Origin of the sequence: Tardiphaga sp. 172_B4_N1_3 (assembly GCF_052076035.1) — a bacterium.
Classification (GTDB): domain Bacteria; phylum Pseudomonadota; class Alphaproteobacteria; order Rhizobiales; family Xanthobacteraceae; genus Tardiphaga; species Tardiphaga robiniae.
Map to the genome: position 1 here is coordinate 1,628,760 of NZ_CP197238.1, position 12,677 is coordinate 1,641,436.

The 12,677-nt window shown below is 63.7% G+C and carries 10 protein-coding genes; 3 read left to right on the forward strand and 7 right to left on the reverse strand.

What is annotated here, in order from left to right; translation table 11 throughout:
- Positions 1 to 53: 53 nt before the first annotated feature.
- Entirely contained in the window at positions 54 to 1,283 is a 1,230-nt protein-coding gene (locus AB7783_RS07470) for a hypothetical protein (protein ID WP_441277278.1), read from the reverse strand.
- Between the two features lie 171 nt (positions 1,284 to 1,454).
- Here AB7783_RS07470 and glmU point away from each other — a divergent pair, with 171 nt between their 5' ends.
- Complete coding sequence (gene glmU / locus AB7783_RS07475) at positions 1,455 to 2,807, forward strand: bifunctional UDP-N-acetylglucosamine diphosphorylase/glucosamine-1-phosphate N-acetyltransferase GlmU (protein ID WP_441277279.1); 1,353 nt, start codon at positions 1,455 to 1,457, stop codon at positions 2,805 to 2,807.
- Positions 2,808 to 2,831: 24 nt separating this feature from the next.
- On the opposite strand, the gene AB7783_RS07480 is transcribed toward glmU, so the two are convergent.
- Positions 2,832 to 2,981: a hypothetical protein gene (locus AB7783_RS07480; protein ID WP_158550328.1), complete on the reverse strand. Its 150-nt coding sequence runs from the start codon at positions 2,979 to 2,981 to the stop codon at positions 2,832 to 2,834.
- A gap of 266 nt (positions 2,982 to 3,247) precedes the next feature.
- Here AB7783_RS07480 and glmS point away from each other — a divergent pair, with 266 nt between their 5' ends.
- Entirely contained in the window at positions 3,248 to 5,074 is a 1,827-nt protein-coding gene (glmS, locus tag AB7783_RS07485; RefSeq protein ID WP_441277280.1) for a glutamine--fructose-6-phosphate transaminase (isomerizing), read from the forward strand.
- 151 nt (positions 5,075 to 5,225) lie between these two features.
- Positions 5,226 to 5,996 (forward strand): DUF502 domain-containing protein, encoded by a 771-nt coding sequence (locus AB7783_RS07490; protein WP_441277281.1) that lies wholly within the window; start codon positions 5,226 to 5,228, stop codon positions 5,994 to 5,996.
- Between the two features lie 1,035 nt (positions 5,997 to 7,031).
- Here the strand turns inward: AB7783_RS07490 and AB7783_RS07495 are convergent.
- The 5 genes from AB7783_RS07495 to recG form a co-directional block, all read right to left on the reverse strand.
- Positions 7,032 to 7,661 (reverse strand): DedA family protein, encoded by a 630-nt coding sequence (locus tag AB7783_RS07495; RefSeq protein WP_176454556.1) that lies wholly within the window; start codon positions 7,659 to 7,661, stop codon positions 7,032 to 7,034.
- Positions 7,662 to 7,666: 5 nt separating this feature from the next.
- The gene (locus AB7783_RS07500; RefSeq protein WP_441277282.1) at positions 7,667 to 8,257 is read right to left on the reverse strand and encodes a class I SAM-dependent methyltransferase; all 591 of its coding nucleotides are present in this window, start codon (positions 8,255 to 8,257) and stop codon (positions 7,667 to 7,669) included.
- 139 nt (positions 8,258 to 8,396) lie between these two features.
- Positions 8,397 to 9,764, reverse strand: a complete 1,368-nt coding sequence (locus AB7783_RS07505; protein WP_441277283.1) for a sensor histidine kinase — start codon at positions 9,762 to 9,764, stop codon at positions 8,397 to 8,399.
- Positions 9,761 to 10,435 carry a response regulator transcription factor gene (locus AB7783_RS07510; RefSeq protein WP_441277284.1) on the reverse strand — a complete coding sequence of 225 codons (675 nt, stop codon included), beginning with the start codon at positions 10,433 to 10,435 and terminating at the stop codon, positions 9,761 to 9,763. Before AB7783_RS07510 ends, AB7783_RS07505 begins: the two co-directional genes overlap by 4 nt.
- Before the next feature lie 81 nt (positions 10,436 to 10,516).
- Positions 10,517 to 12,622 carry an ATP-dependent DNA helicase RecG gene (recG, locus tag AB7783_RS07515; RefSeq protein ID WP_441277285.1) on the reverse strand — a complete coding sequence of 702 codons (2,106 nt, stop codon included), beginning with the start codon at positions 12,620 to 12,622 and terminating at the stop codon, positions 10,517 to 10,519.
- Positions 12,623 to 12,677: the final 55 nt, after the last annotated feature.

The following is a 12,677-nucleotide window of genomic DNA, read 5'->3' on the forward strand; positions in this document are numbered from 1 at the left end:
GATAACACTTTAGCCGAGGGCGCCAAGAGATTGAAAATCTGATCTTTTGATCCTTAACGCAAGCCCAGGAACGAGGTCAGCGACGATTGCGGCTTCGGCGGCGCAACTTCTTCAACAGGCTTGGGCGGCGGCGCTTGTTCGGTGCGTTCCTGTGGCTTCGGCGCGGCGCGCCTGCGTGGCGCCGGTCTGGCTGGTGCAGGCGCAACTTCCGCGGGCGCCGTCTCGGCCTTCATAGCAAGGCGCTGACCATCGAAGATCGACGTCTCGCAGGGCCGGCTGCTTTCGGTCAGTGCGGCGCAGATCTTCGCAGCGGCAGCCGCGTCGGTGAGCGGGCCGGCGACCAGGCGCAGTTGCATGCCAAGTCCGGTCGGGCGTTCCTTCACCATCATGATCGGGCGCAGTCCGTTCAGCGCGCGAGACTTGGACATGCCGCGCCAGATCGCGCGCAGGCCGTCCACCGAATTGGCGCCGCCGATATCAACGCCGAACTCCGTGCGCGCGACCGGCGTCGCCACGGCTTCGACGGCTGTGGGGGTGGGCTCGGTCGCGGCCGGTTGGACCGATGCCGTTGTCTCCGGAGCGGCCGGAGGAGCTTCGATGGTCGGCGCCGGTTCGCTCAATTTGGCGGCCGCAGCGTCGGGCGGCGCCGTCATCGATTTCAATGCAACGAGCGGCGCAGAGGCTGGTGGATTGATTATCGATGAAGCCGCTGTTTGCGCCGGTTTGGCGGGTGTCATTTCAGCAGGCGGCGCGATGGCAGCCACGGGACCGATGACCGGCGTCGACGGAATGCTTGGAAGCTCTGCCACCGGCTTTGGCTCGGTGGCTGCCGGCGGGGCAAGGACCTGCGGTGCTGGTGCCGGCGTCATTGTGGCGGCTGTCGGTGCCGGAATGGTCTGGCGCTTGATCGATCCGGTGACTGAATCCAGGCCCTGCTCGACCGAGGTGACGCGAGCATACAGCCGGTCGCGATCGCTGTTGAGCGTCTCGATGGCCAGCGTCAGGCGCCGGGCCTCGGCCTGGGTCTCTTTGGCGACGAGCTGGATCTGCTGGGCCTGCCGCGCGAAGGTATCGGATGTGGCGACCTGATCGCGGCGCAACTGGACCTGCGACTGGCTGGCCAGAATGGCAACCACCACCGCGCCCACGGCGGCAACGCCCCATGAGCCCAGCCGCCACATCATGCGGCGGTCGACCTTGTCTTCCTCAGCCAGAAATCCGGTCAGCCAGCCGCTATGCTCGGCTGAGAGAGTATCGGCCCACTTGTCGTGCTTATCCGCCATTCGACGTCTGCGTCGCCCCATCGCCCCTGCGAATCACAGTTCAACATTATCAGGAAACCGGCGGGAACCTGAGGTTGTCGGGCCACACGGCGAACCAAACCGGTTTCCAGATTGGCCCAAAACCATTTAAGACGGCCGCGGCGCATGAGCGTCGCCACAACGGGGATTCGGATGACGGGCAGAACCAGCCTCACCATCGTGCTCGCGGCCGGCGAGGGAACGCGGATGCGGTCCTCGACGCCGAAAGTGCTGCATCAGGTCGCCAGCCAGTCGCTGCTGGGCCATGTGCTCGCGGCGGCGCCTCATGGCGCAGGCTCTGCGCTGGCCGTCGTTGTCGGTCCCGATCGTCAGGACGTGGCGGATGAAGCCAGGCGAGTGCGGCCCGATGCCGCAACATTCGTTCAGCGCGAGCGTCTCGGCACCGCCCATGCCGTGCTGGCGGCAAAGGACGCTATTGCAAAAGGCGCGGACGATCTGCTGATCGCCTTCGGCGACACGCCGCTGATTTCGGCCGAGACGTTCGAGCGTTTGCGTGCGCCCTTGAAGGCAGGTGCCGCGCTGACCGTACTCGGCTTTCGTGCGGCCGACCCGACTGGTTATGGCCGACTTCTGGTCGAAGGCGATCAGCTCGTTGCGATCCGTGAACATGCGGATGCTACAGCGGCCGAGCGTGCGGTCGATCTCTGCAATGCCGGAGTGATGGCTTTCGCCGGCAAGACCGCGCTCACAATCATCGAGAAGATCGGCACGTCCAACAGCAAGGGCGAATACTATCTCACCGATGCCGTCGAGATCGTGCGGAGCATGGGCTTGCGGGCGAGCGTGATCGAGACCAGTGAGGATGAAGTCCGCGGCATCAACACCAAGGCGCAGCTCGCGGAAGCCGAAGCGATCATGCAGGCAAGGCTGCGCAAGGCCGCGCTCGACGCGGGCGTGACCATCGTCGCGCCGGAGACCGTGCATCTTGCGGCCGATACGACGTTCGGCAACGACGTCACCATCGAGCAGTATGTCGTGATCGGGCCCGGCGTCAGTATCGCCGACGGCGCTGTCATTCACGCCTTCTCGCACATCGTGCAGGCGGCCATCGGCAAGAAGGCCTCGATCGGTCCTTACGCACGCATCCGGCCGGGAACGTCGGTCGGCGAGGGCGCGCGCATCGGCAACTTCGTTGAAGCCAAGGCGGCCATTCTGGAAGCGGGCGTGAAGGTCAACCACCTGACCTATGTCGGCGACACGCATATCGGTGCCGGCGCCAATATCGGCGCGGGCACCATCACCTGCAATTACGATGGCTTCAACAAGAGCAAGACGATCATCGGTGCCGGCGCCTTTGTCGGTTCGAATTCGTCGCTGGTCGCACCGGTGAAGATCGGGGCCGGCGCTTATATCGGTTCGGGTTCGGTGATCACCCGCGATGTGCCGGACGATGCGCTTGCGGTAGAGCGCAACGAGGTGTCGATGAAGGAAGGTTGGGGCAAGCGCTTCCGCGACAAGAACGCGGCGAACAAGAAGCCGAAGTGAGCGCGCACGGTGTTCGCGATGACGTCAGGTCACCGGGGTCTTCAGATGCCAGCCACGACGGATCGGACGCTTGGCGACAATTTCTTCCTGCGGCGTATGGGGCTCGGCGACATGCGGTTTGACCGCAATATCGCGCTGCGGCGGCGGCCAATGCGCCAGTTTGCTCTGCGACATCTCGACATGTCGCAGCCGTGATCCGGCGATCGATCGGGGGGCTCTCGGGTCTCGCTCCTCCCACATGGACGTCTACTCCGGTCAGGCGTAGATGCTTTCGCAAACACGTTGATGGTTTGTTAAACGCGTCGCGCAAAATGCCCCTACAACCGCGGTAACTTGTCTCAATCGGCAATAATTATTGAGTAACAGTCGATTTGCGATTCTCGCTAAGAGAGTTCCAGTATTTCTGGGCAATTTGATACCACTTGGAGAGATAACCCCGCATGTGCGGCATCGTCGGAATTTTGGGACGTGGTCCGGTTGCTGACCAGATCGTGGACTCGCTGAAGCGCCTCGAATATCGCGGCTACGATTCTGCCGGCGTTGCCACGCTGGAAGGCGCGCATATCGATCGCCGCCGCGCCGAAGGCAAGCTGAAGAATCTCGAAGCCAAGCTCGGCAAGTCGCCGCTGGCAGGTCATATCGGCATCGGTCACACGCGCTGGGCGACGCATGGCAAGCCGACCGAAGCCAACGCGCATCCGCACGCCGCCGAAGGCGTCGCGGTCGTGCACAACGGCATCATCGAGAATTTCCGCGAATTGCGTCTCGAGCTCGAAAAGAGCGGCGCCAAATTCGCCAGCGAGACCGACACCGAAGTCGTCGCGCATCTCGTCAGTTCCTATCTGCAGAAGGGTGCATCGCCGGTCGATGCCGTGAAGCAGGCGCTGCCACGGCTCAAGGGCGCGTTCGCATTGGCTTTCGTGTTCAAGGATCACGACAACCTGATGATCGGTGCCCGCAAGGGGTCGCCGCTTGCAGTCGGCTATGGTGACGGCGAGATGTATCTTGGCTCCGACGCGATTGCGCTGGCGCCGTTCACCGACGACATCAGCTATCTCGAAGACGGCGACTGGGTGGTGCTGACCCGCAAGGGCTGCGAGATCCACGATGAATCCGGCAAGGTCGTGAAGCGCGACGTGCTGAAATCCGGCGCGTCGGCTTTCATGGTCGATAAGGCCAACTATCGCCACTTCATGGCCAAGGAAATTCACGAGCAACCCGAAGTCGTTGGTCACACGCTGGCGCGTTATGTCGATCTGGCGAACGAGCGCGTTGCGCTGCCGATGACGCTGCCGTTCGACTTCAAGGATATCCAGCGCATTTCGATCACCGCCTGCGGCACTGCGAGCTACGCGGGTTTCATCGCTAAATACTGGTTCGAACGTTTTGCGCGCGTGCCGGTCGAAGTCGATGTGGCATCTGAATTCCGCTATCGCGAAGCCCCAGTACGCAAGGGCGATCTGGCGATCTTCATCTCACAGTCCGGCGAGACGGCCGATACGCTGGCAGCGCTGCGTTACGCCAAAGAGCAGGGCATGCACACGCTCGCTGTCGTCAACGTCACGACCTCGACGATCGCGCGCGAGAGCGAGACCGTGATGCCGACGCTGGCTGGTCCGGAAATCGGCGTGGCCTCGACCAAGGCTTTCACCTGCCAGCTGATGGCGCTGGCGACGCTTGCGATCGCAGCCGGCAAGGCCCGCGGCGAGCTGTCCGACGCCGACGAAGCCAAACTGGTTCACGGTCTTGTCAAGGTCCCCCGTCTGATGACCGACGCGCTGACGCACGAAGCTGCGATCGAGAAGCTGGCGCGCGACATCGCCAAGTCGAAGGACGTGCTTTATCTCGGCCGCGGCACCAGCTATCCGCTGGCGCTGGAGGGCGCGCTGAAGCTGAAGGAAATCTCCTACATCCACGCCGAGGGCTATGCGGCCGGCGAACTCAAGCATGGTCCGATCGCGCTGATCGACGAGACCATGCCGGTGGTCGTGATCGCGCCTTATGACCGGGTGTTCGACAAGACCGTGTCGAACATGCAGGAGGTCGCAGCGCGCGGCGGCAACATCATTCTGATGACCGATGCCAAGGGCGCCGAGGAGGCCACCGTGGACTCCATGGTGACCATTGTGATGCCGGACATGGACGCAGCATTCACGCCGCTGGTCTATGCCGTGCCGGTGCAGTTGCTCGCCTATCACACAGCCGTGGTGATGGGCACTGACGTCGACCAGCCCCGTAATCTGGCGAAGTCGGTCACGGTGGAATAGGCCGGCGAAGCGGCAAGATTGTCGCAGGCGGCCGGTTTGGCCGCCTGGCGCCGCCAAGTGGCTTCCCCCGCACTGGCGAAATCCTGCTAGGATACCCATAAGGACTGACGGCGCGGTTTCGCGCGCCGCGCCAGATGGATTTGAAACGCTGATGGAACGCCCCGATTTGCCGTTGACCCCGCCCGTTGGCGACCCGCCGCCCGAGGCGCCGCGCGGCTTCATGGCCCGGATCCGCAACTATTTCCTCACCGGTCTGATCGTCGCCGGTCCGGTCGCGATTACCTTTTACCTGACCTGGTGGTTCGTCACCTGGGTCGATGCAATCGTGCGGCCGCTGGTACCGGAGGCCTATCGGCCCGAACAGTATCTGCCTTACGGTATTCCGGGCTCCGGCCTGATTGTCGTTTTCGTGGCGCTGACCCTGCTGGGTTTCCTCACCGCCAACCTGATCGGCCGCTCGCTGGTCGATCTCGGCGAGAACCTGCTTGGCCGCATGCCGGTGGTGCGCGCGATCTATCGCGGGCTGAAGCAGGTGTTCGAGACGCTGTTCTCGGGTTCGGGATCGAGTTTCCGTAAAGTCGGTCTCGTCGAATTCCCGTCGCCGGGCATGTGGTCGATCGTGCTGATCTCGCAGCCGCCGAGCACCGAAGTGGCGAAGAGCCTGCCGGGGCAGGAGGAACACATCTCGGTGTTCCTGCCCTGCGCGCCGAATCCGACGACGGGATTCTTCTTCTATGTGCCGAAGAGCAAGATCATCGACATCGACATGTCCGCCGAGGATGCCGCCACGCTGATCATGTCAGCGGGCGTCGTCCAGCCGGGCTCCGATTCGCAGAAGAAGATCGCGGCATTGGCGCAGATGGCAACGGCAGCGGGTATCGCGAATGCTCCGCCAGCGAAGCGGCCAGCACAGGTGGATTAGGTCGTAGAGCTTTCTTTCCCTCCCTCAAGCGGCGAAGCCGCGCAGTGGGGAGGGTGGATCGACCGCGGAGCGGTCGAGACGGGTGGGGTGGTGCCACGAACGCTGTCCTCGCATGGGGAGAGACCCCACCCCGGCCTATCGGCCGACCCTCCCCACTGCGCAGCTTCGCTGCTTGGGGGAGGGATATCGCGACCGCCTGCGCGTCTCAGCTTCTTCGAATGTCAAACAGCCACTCCATTTGAGACATGCGTCATCGCCCCCATTGTTTGCGGCGCGGGGGCGCCGTCGTCTCTTGCATTCCCGCCCCCCTGTGAGAGGGCGTGCGGAACGCCGGGTGCCCGTTGCACCCTTGGGCCTGATGCGAATGCGGTCTTCCGCAGGTTAGTGTGCATCAGGACTTTCGGAGGCGCCGAGCGATTGCCCGGCGTTCCGCATGCGGTGTTTTTTCGGTTGCTTGCACATCTGCCATGGCGAACGGTCCCGTCACCAAAATTAATGTCCCAGGGCGGAGGGACAGGGTAGCCGCAAAGCACTTGGCCGAACGCGTTTCGATTTGGTCGTCCGTCACACTGTCCCGGAGTCTTTCCATCCCAAGGCCAAACGTCTCCTTGCCAGTGGCAGTGCTGGCGCAGATCCGTCCTGCCCGAAGACAGACGTTCCCCCATGAACCGCGTGACGCCGCATCTCCGGCGTCCACCGCATCCCACCCCGCGAACGTGACGATCGCGATCGCCCCTCTCGGTGGGGCAGGACGAAGGGGAATATAAACCTGATAGGGATGTTGTCAACGGAAGATAGGAAAAAATGTTTGACGTCTTCCAGCTCCACGCTCGTCATTCCGGGGCGGGAGCGGCGCCGAAGGCGACGGGACCGAACCCGGAATCCCGACATGGGAGTCACCGTAGAGCCAGACACTCCGGGATTCCGGGTTCGCGACCGGCAAGTGCCGGCCGCGCCCCGGAATGACGAGCTTGGATCGAGATTCCGGGCTCAGTCCAGCCCGCTTCGGACGGCCGTTTTGGCCATGACATAGTTCTAGCTGGCTGCCGGACGGCGTCGTGATGTGCGCCGGTTGAAGCGGCGCCAGCCCCATACGATCAGCGCTTCCAGTCCGATCAATGTCGCCACGACGATCAGCGCCGCAGATGCCGGGTCCGAACTGGTGTCCCCGATCCAGAAGCCGAGGGCGAGCAGTGGCCCGGCCCATGCGAGACTGCCGATAAACGTTCCCAGCAGAAATTGCGGGAGGGATACGCCGAGCACCCCGGCGGGGATCGCCATATAGACTCGGATCACGGGCAGCGTCTGGCCGACCGCGAGGATCACGAACAGGTTTCGTTGAAATGCACCCGCTGCGCGCTGGTAGCGCGCAGAGGTCAGTCCGATATAGGGACCGAAGCGTCTCACGAATGTCGCGCTGCGTCGTTCTCCCAGGATCAGGCCAGCGCCATACCAGCACAGCGAACCGGCCGTCGAGCCGATCGCGAGCGCCAGGATGGCTGAAGCGAGATCGCTCTGCTTTGCAGCGACGACGATGCCGATGACCACGAACGCGACGTAAGACGGCACGAACGGAAACAGCTTCTCGGCGATGCCAAGCCCGATGATCCCGATTGGGCCGACATGAACGCAGTTAATCAGAAGATCGGATAGTTCTGTGGCCATCACGCTCATTCTGCCACCTGGACGGCGGACTGGCGCCGCGTGATGCGATAGACCGAGGCTGGCGGAACGTTCATCAGAACGCGACCGACACAGGACGCCTCGAGGCCGAATTTTTGGAGTTGCAGATGACTGATCGGACAGCGGACGCCGTAGGTGAACTGATACATTACGCCGTCGGAGCGGAGGCTGTTGAAAACACCGGCCAGGATCGCGTCGACCTTGTTTTGTGCCATGTTCAGCAACGGAAGTCCGCTGACGACGGCGCCGAACGTCGCGGGTTCGAACACCTTTTGCGGCGCGATCCATGAAGCGTCCATCCATAGCACGCGCGCACGCGGAAATCGCTGCTGCAACAGCCGCATGAAGTCGGAGCCATATTCGATGAGCGTCAAATCGCCTTCCTTCACACCTTGCTTCAGCAGTGCTTTCGTAAAGACGCCGGTGCCGGGGCCGAGTTCGAGCACCTTGCCGGTCGCGCCGTTGATATCGCGGGTGATCATGTTGGCGAGGGCAGACCCCGACGGCGCAATTGCCCCGACGGTTCGGGGGGCTGAGGCGAGCGATCGGAAGAAGAGCAGGAGGCCGTTTGCAGTCATGTGAACTATCCATTGCAAATGCATCGACACCGACGGTCGTCGGCAGTGTCATGGGTATGTGCAGTGGAGATTGAGAGAACATGACGTGATGTCTTTGACGCTGCAATAAAGCGGCGGCGATATTCAACGTGCATCGCTGCTAGCGTTGGGCATGCCGCCTGCCGAAGGCCATGGTGACGCGCGTGCCACCGTTCGGGCCGTCCTGAATATCGATCATGCCGTCATGGAGCCGAACGATCTCGCGAACCAGATTGAGTCCGAGGCCGGCGCCGCGCGAGCCGCTATTGAGCCGGTAGAACGGCTCGAAGACGCGTTCGCGATCGTTCAGCGGGATGCCGGGGCCTTCATCGGTCACCGAGACCGAAGACGCAGTGACGCTGACAACGATTTTTCCGCGACGTCCACCGTATTCGATCGCATTGTGAATCAGGTTCGCGAGTGCGCGCTCCAGTGCCCCCTGATCTCCTGACAAGGGGGCCTGCTTCACGCTGCTCTCGAAGGCGATCTCGTATCCTGCCGCGATGGCGAGCGGCGCAAGATCCGACGTCACATGCTGCGCGACCTCGACGAGGTCGATATCCGACTGCGGCGCGGCTGTCTGCTTCAACCGTTCGGTGTCCAGCAGCTGGTCGGCGAGCGTCGACAGACGGCGGACATCCTCGATCAAACGCGTCGTATGCGGTCCGGGTTCGGTCGACTCGATCCGGGTTTGCAGAATGGCAATCGGCGTTCGCAATTCGTGGGCGGCATCGACCAGAAAGCGCTGGCGACGATCGAAGCCTTCGTCGAGGCGGCGCAGCGCATCGTTGATGGCCACGACCAGCGGAACGATCTCGTTGGGCACCTGGTCCAGCGTGAGGCGCGCGCCGCGTTTGTCGGTGTCGATCCGTTTGGCCTGCGCTGCCGCGTGGCCGAGACCGAGCAGCGCGCGTCTGACCACGATGGGCGTGGCAACGAGAGTCGTCAGGGCCATCACGGCGAGAATCGGCAGTACCACGCTGAGAAACAGCGTTGCGATGGCGGCGGCGACGCGGTGCCAGGGCACGGTGCCTCCGGAGCCGGTGAGAATTTGAACGCGGCCTGCGGCGCTGCCGACCCAGCGCATGCGTGCCGTTGCGCGCGGGGCATCGCCGATATTCCAGCCGAGACGGGCCTGGCCGACGTCATCGAGCGCATCGCCTATGCGCGCGAATTCGGGCGGTACATTGCCTTGCGAGACACGATGGCCGTCCTTGTCCCTGACGAGAAACCACAGCTCGGGCATCCTGGCGCGCTGCCGCGCCAGCGCGGGCGTGTCGCGCAGGATCATGGCGCCGGCCTGGTCACGCGCGATGGCGTTTTCGATCACATTGATGGTCTCGTCTTCGGGCTCCAGTGAGACGATATAGCCGCCGCCCCACAACACACCCACGATCGTCAACACCAGTCCGGTCAGCATCAACGCCTGCAGGCCGACGAGTCGGCTGACCAACAACCATCGCAATGACTTGCCGCGAATTCGGTTCATGGTGTGCGCTTGATCAGGTAGCCGATGCCACGAATGGCGTGAATTTCTACATCCGCGCTGGCATCGGCCAGTTTGCGGCGAAGGCGCGAGACATGGGTGTCGAGGGCGTTGGACTGGATTTCGTCGTCGAAGCCGTAGACCGCTTCTTCGAGCGCGGACCGCGGGACGGTTCGGCCGGAGCGCCGCAGCAGCGTTTCGAGCACCAGCAACTCACGACGCGGCAAGGTGAGGGCGACACCGGCGACGCTCGCCTGGCGGTGCTCGGCACTGTAGGCGAGGCGACCGAGTTGGAGGACTTCGGCCGGCATATCGCTTGGCCGGCGCAGCACGGCGCGCAGCCGCGCCAATAGTTCCTCGATTGCAAATGGCTTGCCGAGATAGTCGTCGGCGCCGGTATCCAACCCGGCCACGCGATCGGCGAGGTCGCCCCGCGCCGTCAACACGATGATGGGCGCCTGCACGCCACTCGCTCTTAATTTGGGTATCAGCGTGAGCCCGTCGCCGTCGGGCAACTGGCGATCGAGCAGGATGGCTCCATAGCTGTTGGTGAGCAGAGCCTCCTCGGCCATGCCGATCGTCGCCACGCGGTCGACCACCATATCGTAGCCCTTGAGCGCGGCCGCGAGCGCCGCTGCCATTTCCGGTTCATCCTCGACGAGAAGCACGCGCACACAACTACCCTTTCGCCTCAAGCCAAGCGTCGAACCTAGGTGGGGAACATTGCGTCAACGTTACGAAGCTGATCGGAGCGACTATCCTGCACCGATCAGCGGGATCGCTTCGTCGCGCTCATAGAGATACAGCAGGCAGCGCAGCGCCTCGCCGCGCTCGCCCGTGAGTTTCGGATTGTCCTGCAGGATCCGCAGCGCTTCGTCGCGCGCCTGCGTGATCAGCTGTGCGTGAACCTCCGACCGCGCGATGCGGAAGCCGGGCATGCCGCTCTGACGCGTTCCCAATACGTCGCCTTCGCCGCGCAGCTTGAGGTCTTCCTCGGCAATGCGAAAACCGTCAGTGGAGTCCTTGATCACCTTCAGGCGTTTGGTGGCGATCTCGCCGAGCGGTTCGCGATAGAGCAGGAGGCATGTGGACGCCTCCGAGCCGCGCCCGATACGGCCGCGGAGCTGGTGCAACTGGGCAAGACCGAAGCGCTCGGCATTCTCGATCACCATGATGGTCGCGGCAGGCACGTCGACGCCGACTTCGACGACGGTCGTGGCGACCAGTATCTGCGTCTCGCCGGCAGCGAAGCGCGCCATCGCCGCATCTTTTTCGGCACCTTTCATCCGGCCATGCACGATTCCAACTTTGTCGCCGAACCGCTGCTGCAGGCTCTCGAAGCGCTCTTCCGCATTGGTGAGTTTCGGGCCGTCCATTTCGGACTCTTCCACCAGCGGCACGATCCAGTAGATCAGCTTGCCGTTGTCCACCGCGCGACCGATGCCGTCGATGACGTCCTGCAGCCGGCTCGCCGACATGGTGCGGGTCTCGATCGGCTGGCGGCCCGCGGGCTTTTCGCGCAGCTCCGAGATGTCCATGTCGCCGAAATAGGTCAGCACTAGCGTGCGCGGGATCGGCGTTGCCGACAGCACCAGCACATCGACCGCGCTCCCCTTGTTGGTCAGCGTGAGACGTTCGCGGACGCCGAAGCGGTGCTGCTCGTCGACCACAGCCAGTGCGAGCGCCTTGAATTCCACATCGTCCTGAATGAGCGCATGCGTGCCGACGATGAAGTCGATCTCGCCGGCGGCAAGCCGCGCGAGGATATCCTTGCGTTCGCGGCCTTTCTCACGGCCGGTGAGGATGGCGACGCGCAGGCCCGCGCGCTCGGCCAGCGGCGCGATGGTCTTGATGTGCTGGCGCGCGAGGATTTCGGTGGGGGCCATCAATGCGGCCTGCTTGCCGACTTCAGCAACTGCCGCGGCCGCCAGCAGCGCCACGACGGTCTTGCCCGAGCCGACATCGCCCTGCAGCAGCCGCAGCATGCGCAGCGGCTTGGTGAGATCATCGGCGATGGCCGCGGTCGCCTGCTGCTGCGATTGCGTCAGCGCATAGGGCAGGGCGTCGATGATCTTGCGGCGGATGTGGCCATCGCCAGCATTGCGATCGCCGGCGGGACGACGGAGCTGCGCGCGCACCAGCGCTAGTGCCAGTTGGCCGGCGAGCAATTCATCGAAAGCGAGACGCGACCAGAACGGCCCTTCCGGCAGGACGTCGGTGATCTCGACCGGCACATGGACGCGCTGCAACGCCTCCGCCAGCGTTGGGAACTTGCAACGCCGGATCACTTCCGGGCTGATCCATTCCGGCAGCGCCGGCAGCTTGGTCAGCGCCTGCGCGATGGCCTTGCGCAGCGAAGTGATCGCGAGGCCCTGGGTCAGCGGATAGACCGCGTCGATGCCCGTGAGCTTGGCGAAGCCTTCCTCGTCGACCACGCGGTCGGGATGGGTGATCTGCAGCATGCCGTCGAACAGCTGCGTTGTGCCGGAGACGTAGCGCTTCTCGCCGACCGGCAGCAGCTTTTCGATCTGGCCCGGATACGTCCGAAAATAGGTCAGGATCACCGTGCCGGTGTCGTCGTGGGCATAGACCAGATGCGGCGCGCGGGAGCGGCCGGGCGGCGGCTCGCGATGGCGATCGACAATGACTTCGAGGGTCACCATGGCGCCGATCTCGGCCTCGTTGATCTTCGGCCTGTCGCGGCGGTCGATCACGCTCACCGGCAGATGCAGCAGCAGATCGACGATGCGCGGCGTCTCGGCGCGGTCCAGCAGGAAGCGCAGCAGCTTGTCCTGCTTCGGCCCGATGCCCGACATGCTGGTGACCGGGACGAACAGGGGATTGAGCACTTCAGGGCGCATCAGGACGACTCAGGTGGCCAGCACGGCGAGAGAGCTACGGTATTTGCGAGACTTG